At 45.7% G+C, this 16,831-nt stretch carries 12 protein-coding genes; all 12 read right to left on the minus strand.

Features of this window, described 5'->3' with window-relative positions:
* Nucleotides 1-443: 443 nt before the first annotated feature.
* A complete protein-coding gene (locus KJS63_RS16505) occupies nucleotides 444-1,082 on the minus strand; it encodes a DUF6338 family protein (protein ID WP_213620113.1) in 639 nt (212 codons plus the stop codon).
* A gap of 527 nt (nucleotides 1,083-1,609) precedes the next feature.
* On the minus strand, nucleotides 1,610-2,329 hold the full coding sequence (locus KJS63_RS16510) for a hypothetical protein (protein WP_244862652.1): 720 nt from the start codon (nucleotides 2,327-2,329) through the stop codon (nucleotides 1,610-1,612).
* A gap of 113 nt (nucleotides 2,330-2,442) precedes the next feature.
* Nucleotides 2,443-3,801: a sensor histidine kinase gene (locus KJS63_RS16515; RefSeq protein WP_244862653.1), complete on the minus strand. Its 1,359-nt coding sequence runs from the start codon at nucleotides 3,799-3,801 to the stop codon at nucleotides 2,443-2,445.
* A gap of 71 nt (nucleotides 3,802-3,872) precedes the next feature.
* Nucleotides 3,873-4,580: a response regulator transcription factor gene (locus KJS63_RS16520; RefSeq protein WP_213620115.1), complete on the minus strand. Its 708-nt coding sequence runs from the start codon at nucleotides 4,578-4,580 to the stop codon at nucleotides 3,873-3,875.
* 392 nt (nucleotides 4,581-4,972) lie between these two features.
* Nucleotides 4,973-5,806 carry a uroporphyrinogen-III synthase gene (locus KJS63_RS16525; protein WP_213620116.1) on the minus strand — a complete coding sequence of 278 codons (834 nt, stop codon included), beginning with the start codon at nucleotides 5,804-5,806 and terminating at the stop codon, nucleotides 4,973-4,975.
* A complete protein-coding gene (locus KJS63_RS16530; RefSeq protein ID WP_213620117.1) occupies nucleotides 5,799-6,164 on the minus strand; it encodes a nitrite reductase (NAD(P)H) small subunit in 366 nt (121 codons plus the stop codon). Before KJS63_RS16530 ends, KJS63_RS16525 begins: the two co-directional genes overlap by 8 nt.
* Before the next feature lie 20 nt (nucleotides 6,165-6,184).
* A complete protein-coding gene (gene nirB / locus KJS63_RS16535; RefSeq protein WP_213620118.1) occupies nucleotides 6,185-8,626 on the minus strand; it encodes a nitrite reductase large subunit NirB in 2,442 nt (813 codons plus the stop codon).
* Between the two features lie 311 nt (nucleotides 8,627-8,937).
* A complete protein-coding gene (locus KJS63_RS16540; RefSeq protein WP_244862654.1) occupies nucleotides 8,938-12,195 on the minus strand; it encodes a PQQ-binding-like beta-propeller repeat protein in 3,258 nt (1,085 codons plus the stop codon).
* A gap of 20 nt (nucleotides 12,196-12,215) precedes the next feature.
* Nucleotides 12,216-13,223: a zinc-dependent alcohol dehydrogenase gene (locus KJS63_RS16545; protein WP_213620119.1), complete on the minus strand. Its 1,008-nt coding sequence runs from the start codon at nucleotides 13,221-13,223 to the stop codon at nucleotides 12,216-12,218.
* A gap of 26 nt (nucleotides 13,224-13,249) precedes the next feature.
* Nucleotides 13,250-14,113, minus strand: a complete 864-nt coding sequence (locus KJS63_RS16550; protein ID WP_213620120.1) for a carbohydrate ABC transporter permease — start codon at nucleotides 14,111-14,113, stop codon at nucleotides 13,250-13,252.
* Nucleotides 14,107-15,084, minus strand: a complete 978-nt coding sequence (locus tag KJS63_RS16555) for an ABC transporter permease (protein WP_213620121.1) — start codon at nucleotides 15,082-15,084, stop codon at nucleotides 14,107-14,109. Before KJS63_RS16555 ends, KJS63_RS16550 begins: the two co-directional genes overlap by 7 nt.
* 88 nt (nucleotides 15,085-15,172) lie before the next feature.
* Nucleotides 15,173-16,762: an extracellular solute-binding protein gene (locus KJS63_RS16560; protein WP_213620122.1), complete on the minus strand. Its 1,590-nt coding sequence runs from the start codon at nucleotides 16,760-16,762 to the stop codon at nucleotides 15,173-15,175.
* Nucleotides 16,763-16,831: the final 69 nt, after the last annotated feature.

The raw sequence follows: 16,831 nt of genomic DNA on the forward strand, positions 1-16,831 counted from the left end.
CTAATCTCACTTATCTTGCATTAAGCAAAATTTAAGTACATGTAATCAATGTTAGATTTACATCTAATCGGCAATCGGTACAAGTTCTTATCCTTGGCTTGGGAGAAGAACTTGTACCGATAAAATAAAAAAGTCGCTAAAATAGCGACTTTAAATATGAATATGTTCTTGTCCCCGCTTGTTTTTCGTTATTTCTTTTCCACACTTGATCCACCACTAGGTGGTTTAGGTATTTTTTCTTGAGATCTATTTGGCTGATGGCCACTTCCTACTTGTTTCAAGGAGATGGCTGCTTGTTTGGTGTCATTCAACCGTCCCCTTTCTATGGTTTTTTCACACTACTTCCACCTTTAGGAGTGCTTAATGACTTACCAGATGCCTTTGGCTGTAGGCCCCTTTCCTCTAATCCCACCCTAGGCTGATACCCATTTGTTTCTACAACTCTACTCTGTTGATTCTGATTCTTCACGTTTCTCCTCCTTATTTTCTGAAATTAGAAATTCAATATGTAAAATTTCGGAACCACTAATCCATATTCCTTTTGCTTTAGGTAGCCATTCTTCATTCTCGTCCAATTCAAATATCTCTTCTAAGTAAAGGTCCTTCTCTATCGGTACGGTAGAAGCGAGAGATTTTGAGGCAAAAAGTCCATATATCACAAATTCGTTTTTCAAAGTAACAATAACATAACTTGAATCATTAGACATGATGTAGTCCCATGCTGTTGGCGATGGATGGACCGGATTGACCCCTATCTTTAGTAGGAGCTTCCGTATCCAATCTCTTTCAGTAGCTATTCCTACAATTATTCCAATAACATAGGGTAATAATAACACGATTAATCCAAGTAGGAGAGACCATCTAAAAGGATGTTTCTCCCAGTACTGGGTTTGAATCAGCCTATTTATTACTGGCCACGCGAATGCAAAATTAACACAGCTGAAAACTATAAATCTTACAAGATAGATTGGAGCTTGACCTTCTCTTGTAGGAAGAATATAGTTATACCCCATGTTCATAATAAAACCAGGTACCATCATGAGTATGGTATAATAAACGGCTTCAAAATTATTAAAGATCAAATGATTTTCCTCCTTAATCCACAATCTTTAATATAATACTAACATTTGGATAAATCAATTATGAAAGCGCAAACCAGTCTTGAATAAACGAATATAAGTCGCAGCCATCAACGAAACTCAATCCGCAAACTGATTTTCGGTTTTTTTGTTTCATAAAATCCTCTGCACCCACAATTGTTTTAAGTCTTTCGAGTAATCATTCAGAACAAGATATTATCTCTGTTTCATATCCTAGAACCTACCCGTTAGTTAATAACTCGTGCGAAATGGTCTAACGGGAATGTTTAGAAGTTCTTGTCGTCAAACATTTATCGTGCCTTAAACTACATGATCTTCATATTTAGATGCTTATCTAATCGGTAATCGGCTCATGTTCATGCCCTTTTCGATAATCGGTACAAGTTCTTTTCTTTGATTTGGGACAAGTACTTGTACCGATAAAATAAAAAAGCCGCTATAATAGCGACTTTTAATGGGACTATGTTTTTGTCGACGACAATTGGCTTACCAACATCGATCACTAAATATTAGTCCAGAAGGCTGTAGATCTGAATGCTCTCCACCTTGGAATCCTTGATGTGAAACGACATCACGTCCACATAATTGGATGGCTCGTAACGGAAGTCATCCTCCTCATTAGGGGCTCCATCACCAAGCAGTTTCCCCTCCGGGTAGGCGTGTTTGAGTGTATCCAGGCTGTCTCCTGCTTTAATGTTTCGCACTGTCGCGTACTTAGGATCTGTAATTTCGATATGAAAGATGGAGTCTTGCTTCCCCTTCGGTATACTGATTGTTTTAATCTTCAGGCCAGGATACGTATAAACCTTTTCCGTAAAACCGATTAACGTATCCATGTTTGTCCCATCGTCGGCACTGTACGTATGAGATTTCAGGTTATCCGGTTTGCCCAGCATCTGTTCCATCTGATCTTCATCCGCTGTATCCGAAATCGCAATGGTATGCTTATTATAGACAAAAGCAAGCTCCTTCAGCACCACATTGCCTTTCTTCTCTATCGAACCTTCCTTAATGGTTTCCGCACTCTGTCCTTTCGATTTTTCTGAAGCAGGCGCAGTAGAATTCAATGCTCCTCCGTCTTTGGCCTGTTCGTTTGACGTGTTTTTTTCAGCCGAGTTCTGCGCCTCTTCTGGCGACTTGGCACCACTCGACTGACAGCCCGTCAGTGCCATCGTTAGTAAAATACTCAGCAGGGTAACAGCTGTAGCTTTGTTTATCCATTTCATCATGATCCCTCCATAAATGTGTGATTTCTTCTTATGAAGTGATTATAAAAAAAGCATTTGTTAGTCTCATAACAGAATTGTATCAATCTTGTAACGTCAACTATTTACGAGCGTGTTTACGCACGGGGTAACACAATCGTAACGGTCGTTCCTTTCCCGATTTGGCTTTCCATGTCGATATATCCATTAAATCGCTCTACAATCTCTTTGCAAATAGAAAGTCCAAGACCTGAACCGTTCGCTGTGCTTGCATTTTTCGCCCGGTAAAAGCGTTCCTGCACTCTCTCCAGCTCATCGCCCGCAATACCGATACCTTGATCACGTATCCGTATAACTACCTCGCTTGGTGTATGTGTAAGCTTCAATTCGATTAGCGATGAACTGCCCGAATATTTGATGGCATTGTCCACAAGATTGGCGATCGCATGGGACATTAGCATTGGATTCACGTTGGCGTAGAGTCTCGTCATAAGCTTATCCTCTTGTTCCGCTTCAGCCTCCGCCTCCCTGAATATAATCTCGATTCCTTTATCTTTGGCCTTTGCACTCATGTTCGTTGCGACTTGCTGAATCAGTTCGTTCATTTCCGTCTTCCGGGCTTCCAGTTCGTTAGAACCAGCCTTGTCGAATCGGGATAGCAGCAACAGTTCATTAATCAAGCGTGTCAGCCGATCCGATTCCTGCAGCAGATGAGCATAGATTTTTTGCAGCTCCTTGTTCTCGTTCTCCCCTTCATACAAGTATTGAGAGAAACCACGAATTGCAGCCAAAGGTGTTTTTAACTCGTGAGATACGTTGGAGACAAATTGTTTCTGGTACTGAATGTAATCATGAAGCTGCCGCCCCATGGAATCCAGCCCATCTGCCAGCATGCCCAGCTCATCCTTCCGGTTTAGATGAACTCTCCGAAACTCCTGTCTAGAGAAACTTTGCGCAGCGCCAAGCAACAGCTTAATCGGCTTGGTTGTGCCCCGGGCAATCCACAGACTGGATAACGTAATCAATACAATAAATCCGCCTGCACCCGCAAACAGGATATAACGGATTTGATCCATAATCGCATAAAAGTAGGAGATGTCCTCCACGAACTCATATACATAAGCGTTTTGGTAGTATTGATCCTGTATGGGAGTGGCAAAATAAAGCAGATGATCTTCCGTTACGGTGTAGGCATAACTGCCGCTCAGGGCTTTCTCAATATTCTTTTTAAAAATAAGAGGTTTGCCATCATTAATGATGATGCCATCCACAGCCAAGCCCAGCAACTGCTTGGAGCTGTCATAGATACGTACTTCCTGGCCTGAAGCTTTCAGCTTCTCCAGAGCAAGTCTGACGATTTCTTTGGTCTGCGGCTCTCCTGACGATGATCTATGCTGTGCCAACACCTCACGGAAGGACAACTCGGACAGATCCGCCTTCTCCATCATCTGTTTTTCAATGGTAATGAAGCTGTAGTAATCGATGGCTTTATTCACCGCAAAAATGATGATGCTAAAGGACAGCACGGAGAAAAATAAATAATTCAGCAGTAACCGGGTTGCATACTTCAGGCCTCGCCACCTCCAAGTTGATAGCCAAATCCATAGATCGTCCTGACATACTTCGGTTCGTCTGCGTTATCCTCCAGCTTCTTCCGTAAACGCATGATGGTCATATCCACACTGCGACTGTCTCCCATAAAGTCGTAGCCCCATCCGATCTGCAGCAGCTCATCCCGGGTAAAGATTTTGTCTGGCCTTTTGAGTAACGTTTCCAGAATTTTAAACTCTTTGGCCGTTAAAGACACGGGTACATCGTTTTTCAGCACCCTTCGGCTTTCCAGATCAAATGTCAGCTCTTCATGAATGATGCGTGTAGAGTTCACTTCTGTTCCTTCACCTGATTCCTCCTTGCTCTCGTTTCTTCTCAGAATCACCTTGATCCGAGCGAGCAATTCACGATTGTCAAAGGGTTTGGTCATGTAATCTTCCGCCCCTAGCTCTAGTCCTAATACCTTGTCGATCACCTCATTTTTGGCAGAGAGCATGATCACAGGAATAGCACGTTTCCCGGTGATTTCCTTGCACAGGTCATATCCGGAGCAGTCAGGCAGCATCAAGTCAAGCACCACGAGGTCCGGCCCAAAAGCATCCAGCAGCTGCAGGGCTATTTTACCGTTTTCAGCCGTTTGAACGACGTAGTTTTCTCTTCTCAGTACGAGCTCAATTAAATCTCTGATTGCGACTTCATCTTCAATGACAAGTATTTTCTTCAATGTGCACTCCTTCTAGCCTTGTTCCCCAGCTTGAATCATAATTTACCCTCATCTTAGCACAGACACTTTAGATTCCTCCACTAACTGGAAAATGAACACTTACTGTCCTTTTTTTCGCACTGTTTTTATCCATTCTTTCAGTGCCTGAAGAACCTGCTAAAGCTGTCCTGTCGCATAGGATGTAAGGTTAAAGATCTGATCTGTGTGTTTCAGTCACTCAATAGAGACACGAACTTGTACCGATAAAACAAAAAAGCCGCTAAATTAGCGACTTTCTATGAGATCATGTTCTTGTCCCTCGATAAGACCGTTGTCACTGCTTGCTAACACCCCGAGTGGTGGGACAGCCCTTGTATTCCTAACTTTTCTCCAGATGTTTGTGTTCTCCACTTTTAATCTACTTTTACTCCACTTTGCTGACCTTCATAATAATTCGCGATCTCTACGATTAAAGCACCCATTCGTTCTTTCTCCGGCACGATAATCCGGCTTATCCCTCTTTCTCGAAGGGCTTCAGCCGTTACTTTGCCGACAGCGGCAGCCAGTACATCCTGTTCAAAGACGGATTTCACCTCTTCTTCACGTACATGTTCTCTCGCATAATCAAATAAATATCCGACTTGAACTCTTGTCGTGAAACAAACGGCATCCACTTCCCGCTGAATCAGTTCATTCATAATCGTTGCAAGCGTCTCCTGTTCAGGAGCTTGATAATGATAAGGAAGTATGGCCTGAACATCCATGCTGCCCTTGCTTTTGATAAACTGATATAACTGCGACGACAACTCGCCATGAAGCTGAATCCACACCTTTTGATCGATAAAATCAAATACCTCAAGCTTTTTGATCATACTGGCAATCGTTCCATCGTCATCACAGACGACCGGATGAATACCAGATTTCTTTAAAAAGGCGTTTGTTTTGTAACCTCGGCAGGCAATCTTGGTTTCTTTCAATCTCTCTTCGAATTCAGAGACCGCGTTAAGCCTCTCCGCAGCGTGAATCATGGCTTCAAATCCAATACCTGTCGTGAAAATAAACCAGTCTGCCCCATGTTCGATAAAACGCTTTACATCCTCTTCCACTTCAACCGGATCAGAATACGTTAATCCCTGAAGTGACCGGACAAGGGGGACTCCACCTTTTCGTTCAATAATCCCAGCCATTTCTTCCGTCTTTTGCGACCCGGCAATGACAATTTTTTTGTTCTGAAGGTCTTTACTCATGGAGCAGCCCTCCCTCATTCTTTAGTAATCCAACTCGTACCTCGTTTCCGAGAACATGAACCGGATAAGTCCGAACCTGTCCCGTATCAGGATCAAGCACCTGACCATCTATCAACGAAATTTTCCAATCACAGATCGGGTCGAACAGGACCTCCCCGGATATAATTCCTTCTGCAATCGTGCCTCCACGTGGCCCAGGGCTTTTATTCTCAAGTGCATAGATTTGTCCGTCCGTTGTCTTGAATACCGCAATCTCTTCCTTACCCAAGTGCACAACCCGTCCCAGTCTCTCCGTGAAATCATCTACACTGCCAACAAGGTAATACGTGTATTCATTTCTGTTCAATATCGGTTCCATCTTGCGGCCCCTTCCTGTTTCTAGTCCTGTTTCGTAGAGACATTGATCTCTTCAAACATCCGTTCCCTTAAATTTGAATTATTCAGGATTTCACTCCAAGGTTCCTTCACCTGCGCCAGAGCGACCTCCATTCGCTCAGCCAAAGCCCGGCGGTTATCCAGATCATTGACTACAGCTTCGGTGACGGATTTAAGTCCCATCCTTTCGATCCATTCCGAGGTCCGCTCCAGATATTTGCCTGTCTCCCGGTAATACTGCATGAACGCGGAGACAATCTCCAGAAGCTCTTCATCTGTTCGCACCTTACACAGAAGTTCAGCAAGCCGGGCTTTAATTCCGCCATTACCACCAACGTAAATTTCCCATGCCCCCTCATTGCCGACGATCCCAATATCCTTGGTTGATGACTCCGCACAGTTACGCGGACAGCCATTTACGGCAAGCTTGAACTTGGCTGGCATATCTAACCGCTCGAACTTCTTCTCGAGGATTATTCCCATTCCCATCGAATCTTTCGTGCCAAAACGGCAGAACTGTGATCCCACGCAGGTCTTCACCGTACGCAGCGCCTTTGCATATGCATAACCGGACGGCATACCAAGGTCCTTCCAGATCTTCGGCAGGTCCTCCTTTTTGACCCCAAGCAGGTCAAGCCGCTGACCACCGGTTACCTTAACCAGCTTGACGTTGTATTTGTCGGCAATATCAGCAATAAGTCTGAGATCCTCCGGTGTGGTTACCCCGCCGTACATCCGCGGCACAACGCCAAAGGTACCGTCCTTCTGGATATTCGCATGCATCCGTTCATTCACAAAACGTGAATCCTTCTCGTCCACATGCTCAGCGGGCCAAATCATACCCAGATAGTAGTTCAGCGCAGGACGACATTTGGAGCAGCCCTCCGGGTTATCCCAATCCAGCGCATACCTTACTTCTTTAGATGTGATCAGTCCCTTTTCTTTAATCGCCGTCACGACTTCATCTCTGCTCAGTGTGGTACAGGAACAGATTGCTTCCTGTTTCGCCGCCGCTGAATCATATTTGTCCCCGAGCACATATTGCAGAATCTGTTCTACAACAGGTCGGCAGCCTCCACAAGAACGCGATGCACTTGTTGCGACCTTGATCTCTTCCACCGTGGTTAATCCTTTTTCGTTAATGGCATCCACAATGTGTTTCTTTGTCACCCCATTACATCCGCATACGATTTCCTCATCCGCCAGATCTGCGGCCGTATTCCCGGTTTCGACGGAAGCTTGTCCCACAATTGCATCATGAATGGCTTCTGTCATCACGGTGCCTGTTCGAATCCACTGCTGCAGTCTGGAGGATTCCTTACCGTCACCGATCAGAACACCGCCGACGATCCGTCCGCCGCGCAGCAGCACTTTTTTGTAAATACGTCGCCAGTCATCATGCATCCGCACAATAGACAGCCCTTCTGCATCCATAAACTCACCAGCGGAGAATACGTCTACGCCAGATATCTTGAGTTGAGTAGAAACCACAGATCCTTCATAAGGCTTCGTTTCCACTCCGCATAGATGCTTCGCAAGAACAGCCCCCTGCTCAAATAGTGGAGCTACGAGCCCATATGTAATGCCCCGATGCTCGTTACACTCCCCTACCGCATATATATCCGGTACTGAAGTACGCATATAATCATCCACAAGAATACCGCGATTAACCTCAATGCCGCTTTCCTTGGCTAATGCAGTGTTTGGCCTGATCCCCACCGCCATGACAACGAATTCCGCATCCAGCGTCGTTCCGTCTGAAAAACGAATACCGCTGACCCGATCATCTCCCAGAAACTCCTCCGTCTGTTTGCCGGTAGCAAATTTCAAACCCTGGCTTTCCAGCTCTGCCTGAAGCATCAGTGAGGCGGTATGATCGAGCTGGCGTTCCATGATCTCCTCAAACAGATGGACCACAGTCACATCCATCCCCAGTTTAAGCAGCCCCTTGGCCGCCTCCAATCCAAGCAAGCCCCCGCCAATAACAGCAGCCTTCTTGTACTGATCTGCTGCATGCAGCATGTTCTGGCAATCTGCGATATCCCTGAAACCTACAATTCCTTCTTTATCTGCTCCTGGAACAGGAAGTATAAACGGGTTGGAACCCGTTGCAATAATGAGGGTGTCGTATGGAACCTCCATACCATTGTCTGCTTTCACGATTTTTTGTTCCGTATCAATATGCGTTACAGTCGTTCCCGTATATAGCTCTATTCCGTTCTCTAAATACCAATCCCAGTCGTTCAGAATGATGTCTTCTATTGCTTTACTCTTCTCTAGCACATACGATAACTGAATACGATTGTAGTTGGGATAAGGCTCGCTTCCAAATACGGTGATCCTGTAGGTGCTGGGCGCCAGTTTTAATATCTGTTCCACCGTGTTGATGCCCGCCATCCCGTTGCCAATCAAGACTAGATGCCGACGTTCTTGTACTTTCAACATGCAGAAACCTCCTAAATATATATACGAATCCATGCAAAAGAGAACTTGTAACCTACTAAACATCACACGTACAATCGAACCATTTTTAGCAGATTTTCTCTGTTTACATCATAAGAAAAGAAGGATATAAAAGGAACCCCTTTTGAGGCATCATCAGTTTATTAGGAACGAAAAAAGACGTTGTCATGCAATATGACGACAACGTCTTTTACTAGTTAACAGATTAGCCACCTTCTACCTCAAACCTAAGTACATTGCGCATTCAAGCCTGGTCCCGATCCTGAAGAGAATAGCTTTTCATTCAAATTGAGTTAAATTTGGGAACCCAACTGTACCAAAAGCTCAGCATGTTCTTTAGCTAATCTCTTACCACTCTCGGCTTGCACTTGATGGATAAATCCGTTTAGTGCGCCCTTTTTTCCTCCCTCATTACCCGATTCATCGGCTCTTTGTACTTTGAACCATTGTTCCTTCAGTCTCTCAGCCAGCTCTGGATCGTTAGATAGGAACTTGCCAATAAGTCCTGCAATGCCTTCATAGGTAAGGATCACTTCATAAGAAAAAGAGGACTTGGTAGCGTTCCCAGCTATATCATTCACGGATGCATTAACCAAATGCACCCCGATACCCGCCAAATAGGCGGGGCTATCTGCAAGCACAGCATCGCACTCATTTGTTGCTACACCTGATAGTGCATCTTGAGCAGAGCATTCGATCCGAATTACATCATCCACTTCATAGACGGGTTTTCCTGAAAATTGAATTATAGGCCCCGTTTTGTCAATCTTGACTTCGGTAGTAGAAGGCACCCCGGACACACCAGAAGGCGATTTTGCCCAATAATTTACTGAGGTTATACCTTCTGCGCTTACTGTAAACTCTGCGGTACTGCCTGCGGTCTCACGCTGATTTATTCTCTCAGCCCCCGTGGTTTCGTAGAAGAGAGAGGCTGCTCCTTCCGAGTTCAACGTTATGGAAACATCTTCATGGTGCCAACCCAGTTCATTTGCCTGCGGATTAAAGGTAACTTCGGTCAAGGGAGCCTTATTATCCTTAACCGTTACGGAAAAATCATCATAGTAAGCTGTTGAAGTATTATAGCGGCTGGTTACTGCGATCAGCCTGGCATAAGCCGTTCCTTCCGGTGCCTTACCGCGGAGGGTTACTTTTTGCCATTGCTGAAGCCTGGATTCATCCAGATGAGTTTCCAAAGTAGACAAACTCTGCCCTTCCGCATTATAAAATCGAAACATGAATCCAGGCTGGCCTGATTCAATATAAATTTGGGTACTTGCGGTATACTCTTCCCCGGGCGATAATGCGATCGGATCGCTTTGAACCGCTACGGAGGCGGTACGGATAAGATCCGTAGTTTTCAGACTGTACTTACCGGCATAACTCTTGCTGCCGCTCCGCTCAAAATAAGCATCCCCGCTGGTCCCAAACATTGAAGTCCAGCCCGGCAGCTTTCCGCTCTCTTCCGGCTGCTCCAACCCGGCATTGTTTACTGGCAAAGGTAGTCCCGGCGGTTCGGATACAATCTCTCCATCGATCTTGATCCTGTAGAGAACTGTATTCGTTGCAAGATCGGTGAAATAAAGATTGCCATCCATCCCAAGATCAAATCTTGATGCATCCGTTAATGTTCTGAAATCCAGTGTTTCCGGATCAATTACCGTCAGCTTGTTGTTAAACAGTACATACAATAATCCGTCTTCCGACCATCGCATCGGATGATGGTGCCACTGGGTGTAATAAAGCTTTGGATAAATTTTTTTATATTTTACAAGTTTGTACGTGTCCGGATCAATCGCAAAAATATATTCATAGGATGCTCCCCAGATGAGTCCATCCGGCCCAAGAGACAGGTCCCCAATGAAAACAGGATCGATAAGTTCGGGAATATCCAGCGTAAATTCCGTAATTTTTTGCTCTTTCTGAACATCCCATACAAAAATTTTGGCCTCCTGCTCGCTTGGCGTGGAGCCCAGTCCTCCCCTAATGGTTGTTGATCCAAAAATCTTTCCATCGACATAGGCAGTACTAAGCACACTCTGATTCTGGACTATGTTGCGATGGACTTTAGTTTCACCTGTAGCGGTATCATGGACCGTAAGCGATCCTCCTAATTTCCCGTATCCGGAGATGGTCGAAATAAACAGCTTGTCGTCACCTTCAGACATATGCACAAGCCGTTCCTGCTCGTTCCCGAGTACAGCGAGACGCTGCGGGTTCGTGCTTCCCGGTTCTTGATTCAGATCATAAACGTACAAGCCACCTTCCGGGTAGACTCCCATATAGACTTTGTTTCCTATCGGGTATACACTGTCCGCTTGACCGATGTTAAAAGGTTTTGCCGTCATGGTCTTTAAATCAACCAACGAAGATCTGGCTTGGGAACCCGTTGTTATCAGCTGTGTCTCTGATACGCTTTGAAGCCGATTGACAACACCCGGCAATCCCGGGATAATCGGCGGTTTTACAATGACTTTTTTGGTATCGATATTTAGCATGGCTACCCCGCCGTCATATCGGACCGTAACAAGTGTTTTTCCTGGAAGCTCGGGATTATTTTTGAACTCTACCCAATCCGCTCCTCTGAATCCACTCTCATAAGTCATGCCGGTTTCCTCTACCTGATGCGTCGCCAGGTCAAAAGTTTTGAGCTTTTTCTCGGACATGTAATACAGCTTTCCATCGACCGAGTCAGTCGCGTGAAGACCGGTTACCTGCTGGAGCTCCACATCAAGCCATGTTTTTGTTGTTGTATCGTAGATGTAACCCTCACCCGGTATACCACTTCCATCTGTATAACGGGCGAACAAATAACGGTTATCGATCGTACTCAAATCGTATACCGTATCGTTTTTTACGGTAAGCGAAGCGGCAATATTCGTTTTTTCGCCTGTAGCCAAATCCACACGCACGATCTGTTCATGGGCCGTACCGGCATAAATATATCCTCCCTGGTAAGCAATGGAGCGGACATATTCCTGATCAAGCGCGCCAATAACGCGTCCATAATCCCTCACTTGCTTGGTCGCAGGGTCATACTGCCAAACTTTGCCGCCCGGATAAGTCCCAACGTACACTCTCCCCTGTTCATCCGTTGTAATGCTGTTGGAAACAGTCTGTCCCTCAAACTGGGCCACTTGAACGGCCTCATGAGTGACAGGCGAATACTCCCACAATCTTGCACCCGATCCTTCAGTCGCGACATATAGCGTACCGTTCGGCGCAACGGTATGCGCCCAAGAGCTTTCCGACGGCGCAAGAGAAACGGTCCGAAGCAGTTTGTACTCTTCCAGGTCGATCACATTAAGGAAGCCTGGCTTTCCTTTACTCGTGGCATACATCACGGGTTTTCCATCCTCGTAGCCTACGGTTCCGTTAAAGACAGCTACCGTGTAATTATTGGGAACAAGCAGTTCTTCAGGTTCGCTGAAGTTTTTTTGAGACAGTTTGGATTCTTCCGCTTGGGCAGGAGAAGAATGCACGGGAAACATCGCAAATACAAGTAAACAGCTCATGAATATGGTGATCAGGTTGAAAGAAGACTTTTTCATCATGTATTCCCCCTTCTTCATCATTAAAAATACTTGATCAACGTGGCTAGGGCCTCTTGAGCAGAGTTGGACTGGTAATTGCCATAGGCTTCAAACGCTTCTTCCAAAGCAAACATATGTGTGATAGCAGGACTTACCGTAATTCGCTTATCAGCAAGCAACCTGACATACTCATCCATATTTCTTCCTTCCGTCCACCGCACGAAACCGATGGGATAATCCTGATTGTCCTTCTCGTACTGCATATCGTACCTTCCCGGCCCGCCCGCTCTCGAGATCAGGACCTGGGCTTCTTTGCGAAACATCAAATCTCTTGAAAACTTCATGGACAAATCACCGACGATCACGACTTTTCCCCGGTCACGAAGCCACTCAAGCGACTTGTTGATCAGCATTTCTCCAGGTCCGCCAGCACATAAGAGAATGGAATCAAATCCGTATCCCCCCGTTTCGTTCACCACAAAACGTTCCACTTCCTCTTCACTTGAAAAGCCCGCTTGAATTCCCATCTGCTCCTGAATCAGCTGAACCCGCTCTTTGCTCAGATCGTATGCAGCAGTGTGACATGCACCAGCAGCGGCAATTTGGGCTACAAGATTACCGAGAATACCGAGTCCAACGACAAGCACCTTGTCGCCGAACCTCACGTCGGCTGTACGCAGTGCATGTATGGCAATCGCTCCGAGCCCTGTAAATGCGGCCTCCTCAGGTTTGACATGTTGAGGCACTTTGGTTACCAGATTGGTCGGTACCGAAATCACCTCTGCATGTCTTACGTAGGGCACACCGTAACAAGCTACCCGGTCTCCCGGAAGAATATCTCTGACTTCACTTCCCGTTTTTTCCACAATCCCAACAGCGCTATAGCCAAGGTATACGGGAGATACGCCTGATCTCTTAATCGCACTCATCTCTGTACCGGGACTAATCGCCGAATATTCGGTTCTCACTTGGACATGTCGTTTGTTCAGTTCGGGGATATTCGCTTGCAGTATCTTAACTTTCCCTTCCTTCGCAGCAACGATTTTCATTAGATAGAGCTCCTCCTTATGCCTATTTAGCCTTTTTCCGAACCGAGCATCACCCCTTTGGCGAAATACTTCTGAGCAAACGGATAGATGAGCAGAACAGGAATCATTGAAAGCACGATGGTTGCATTTTTGATGGACTGAGGGGCAATGGCCGAACGATCCACAAGTCCCGCGTCGTTTTCTGCGCTGTAGATTAGCATATCCCGCAGCACGACCTGCAAAGGATATTTATCCGGGTCGTTCAGATAAATCAGCGGAAGAAAGAAGCTGTTCCAGTGACCCATGAAATAAAAAAGTCCGATGGAAGCAAGCGCAGGCTTGGATAAGGGTATGACAATGTTGAACAGAATCCGGTATTCGGAAGCTCCATCGATCAGGGCCGCTTCGCGGATCTGGGAAGACATGTTTTCGTAAAAGCTTTTTAGAATAATCAGTTCCATGGTCCAAATGGCATTGGGAAGTACGAGGGCCCAAACCGAATCCGTTAACCCAAGCTGCTGCACGACCACATAAGTGGGAATAATGCCGGGATTCAGGAACATGGTTAGAACGATGGCCATCATAAAAAACTTGCGTCCGAAAAATCCTTTTTGAGACAAGGGATACGCGGCAACAGCCGTAAAAAGTAAATTCACAAACGTGCCGAATGCCGTATAAAAAATAGAATTCAGGTAGGCTCTTGGAATCGTGTCATTTTTAAGCACCTCGGCATAAGCCCCAAAGTTCAGACCTTTCGGGAAAAGAAACACCTTACCTTGAACAACTGCTGCTGTATCGCTTAAAGAAACGGCCGTAATGTACACGATGGGATAGAGTGTCGCTGCAGCAACAAGACAGAGTATCAGCGTATTTATGACACCAAAAACAGATATTTTGTGCTCTCCTACCATAAGCCGTTTCCTCCCAGCCGTTTGCTGATCGCATTGGCGGACAGCAGCATCACCATGGCCACGAGCGCTTCGAATAGCCCTACTGCGGCCGCATAACTGTAATTCGATTCAAGCAGTCCTTTACGGTATACATACGTTGAAAATACATCGGCAACACCATAGGTCATCGGATTGTAGAGCAGCAGTACTTTCTCATAACCGACGCGAATCATGGAGCCGGTTTTCAATATAAACATGATGAGCATCGTGGGAAACAATCCGGGAAGTGTGATATGGCGGATCATATGGAAACGACTGGCACCGTCCACCTTGGCGGCTTCATAGAGCGTAGGACTGATTCCTGCAATCGCCGCCAGATAAATGATCGATTCGTATCCTGCGTTCGCCCATATTTCCGAAATAACATAGATCGGACGGAACCAACCCGAATCAACAAGAAAATATTTTTTCTCGAAACCGAACGAAGCCAGTACTTGATTCAAAATACCATGGTTCGGAGAGAGGAAATCGATAATCATGCTGCTGACAATGACCACGGACAAAAATGCCGGCAAATAACTGAAGGTTTGAACGGATTTTTTAAACCATTTGTTTCTGACTTCGTTTAGCAGAAGTGCAAGCATGATTGGAAAAGGAAAACCAAAAATGAGTGTATAGAGCCCAAGGAGCAGCGTGTTCCGGAACAGCATCCAGAAGTCCTGGTTCGTAAAAAACTTGATGAAATGCTCAAATCCCACCCATTCGCTGCCAAGCACTCCTGTAAACACGCTGTAGTCTTTGAAGGCAATAATCAATCCATAAAGTGGCCCGTAACGAAAGATGACGTAGAATAGGATGCAAGGAAGAAACAGCAGAAGCAGCTGTCTGTCGCGTTTAATATGATTCCACGTTTTTCCAATCCGGCTTCTAAAACTCTTCTTTGGCACTTCTTTATGGTAAACTGCCGAATGTTCCGTGCCGATGTCTGCCATAAGATTTTCGCCTCCAATACTTTTTCCCGCAAGGAGGGAAACGTTCCATGCCTCGTCCCCTCCAGTTGATTCACAGGTTTAAGTCCTTTTATTTGGACTCATCGTATCTTTTTTGCGCTTCATTATAGATCGTCATCAGTTCCTCCACACCGCCTTTGCTGATTTGGTTTTTGAAACTCTCCCACTCGGCATCACCATAGCTGGCGTCAAGAATATACTTCGAGTTAAATTCTTCAGCCGATTTTTGCAGCGATGTCTGCAATTCGGCGATCTTGGAAGTTTCTTCGTCCGTAAAATTAAGTATAGGATCAAGTGGTTCGAAACGATTCTCCTTCACGATTTTATCCTGCGCCTCCTGCTCTTTTTCCGAGAAACGATAGTAGATGCTTCGATGGTCCGGTCTTAGGTAAGCTCCTTCCAGCCACATGGCATAACGATCCTCGAGTACGGTGATATCTACAAGTGGAAGATCCTTTAGTTCCGGGTAGACCGGATATCCGTCCTTGCCCCATTCGAAGTTAACCCCTTCCACCCCGATGGTCATCAGTTCACTTCCGGATGGGCTGGTCAGATAGTCGAGCAGTTTGAGCGAGGCTTCTGTATTTTTGTTCTTGGCTACGGCAACGCTGAAATCCGAAACTTCTGGTAGGGATCTGATATGGCCGGTCGGTCCGACGGGATTGGCATACCTGAGGTTATAGTCTGGATTTTGCTTTTTGATCTGGTTGTAAAAGAGATCAAGGCGTCCAATCCAGTCAAACGTGACAAACGATTTGTCCGTCGTCATCTTAGTCGTCCAGGAATCTTGAGTGTCTGTCAAAAATTCCGGATCAAGCAGTTTTTCGTTGTACAGCTTCTTCATGAAATCAAGCATGTCCTTATGCTCTTTCTGTACTGCAGCGTACTTCCAGGTTCCATCTTTTTCATCGTAATATGCCGGGTACTGATCCGTATTGCCGAGCCCCCAGCCGAAAGCCCAATCTCTGAAGATATTGGCCAAGCCTTTGGATGCGTAGGGGTAAGAATCCGGATAAGCTTTTTTTACTTTTTTCAAAGCTTCGTAAAACTCGTTTGTGTTAGTCCATTCCTTAATGCCCAGCTTATCAAAGATATCCTTCCTGTACATGAATCCATGATTCACTTTGCGATTCAGATTATATATAGGCCAGGTATATATATTGCCGGCTTCATCGCCGAAGGATTTGATGACCCATTTGTTTTCTTCCATATATAGCTTTTTGAAGTTAGGGAGCTGATCTGCGTATTCATTGATGGCAACTACACCTTTTTGTTTGCCGATTTTTTTGAGTTCGGCCGGTTTTAGCCCTGTAAAAATGTCCGGCAGTTTACCGGATGCCACAATGACTTTTAATTTATCCTGGTAGGTTTGTGGGGAATAGGTTTGGAAGTTAACTTTAATACCGGTCCGTTTTTCAAGCTCCTGGACAACCAGTTTGCTGGGACCGAGGTCTTTCGCGTTGCTTGGCAGCATGTACGTGATGGTCGTCGGCTCATTGACAAGAGGCAAAGTCAAGCCGCCTGTATCACCGTACTGTCCGGGCTTCTGGGGCGGCAAGGCGGCAGAACCGCCTTTGTCCGTACCGCTGCTGCATGCGGCAAGGATCGAGGTTAACAGCGTGGTTGCAAGCAGTATGGAAATCCTCTTTTTCAGCTTCATCAAACATTCCTCCTTCAGATAGGTGGATCTGATTAACTAGAATCAAGGGGTCACCCCGTATAAGGCTTT

This window comes from Paenibacillus sp. J22TS3 (assembly GCF_018403205.1).
In the GTDB taxonomy this organism is placed as follows: domain Bacteria; phylum Bacillota; class Bacilli; order Paenibacillales; family Paenibacillaceae; genus Fontibacillus; species Fontibacillus tuaregi.

Coding starts and splice junctions, on each gene's coding strand:
- KJS63_RS16510 (WP_244862652.1), bottom strand. CDS start 2,329: ATGATGAAATGGATAAACAAAGCTACAGCTGTTACCCTGCTGAGTATT.
- nirB (WP_213620118.1), bottom strand. CDS start 8,626: ATGTTGAAAGTACAAGAACGTCGGCATCTAGTCTTGATTGGCAACGGG.
- KJS63_RS16540 (WP_244862654.1), bottom strand. CDS start 12,195: ATGATGAAAAAGTCTTCTTTCAACCTGATCACCATATTCATGAGCTGT.
- KJS63_RS16530 (WP_213620117.1), bottom strand. CDS start 6,164: ATGGAACCGATATTGAACAGAAATGAATACACGTATTACCTTGTTGGC.
- KJS63_RS16545 (WP_213620119.1), bottom strand. CDS start 13,223: ATGAAAATCGTTGCTGCGAAGGAAGGGAAAGTTAAGATACTGCAAGCG.
- KJS63_RS16525 (WP_213620116.1), bottom strand. CDS start 5,806: ATGAGTAAAGACCTTCAGAACAAAAAAATTGTCATTGCCGGGTCGCAA.
- KJS63_RS16560 (WP_213620122.1), bottom strand. CDS start 16,762: ATGAAGCTGAAAAAGAGGATTTCCATACTGCTTGCAACCACGCTGTTA.
- KJS63_RS16550 (WP_213620120.1), bottom strand. CDS start 14,113: ATGGTAGGAGAGCACAAAATATCTGTTTTTGGTGTCATAAATACGCTG.
- KJS63_RS16555 (WP_213620121.1), bottom strand. CDS start 15,084: ATGGCAGACATCGGCACGGAACATTCGGCAGTTTACCATAAAGAAGTG.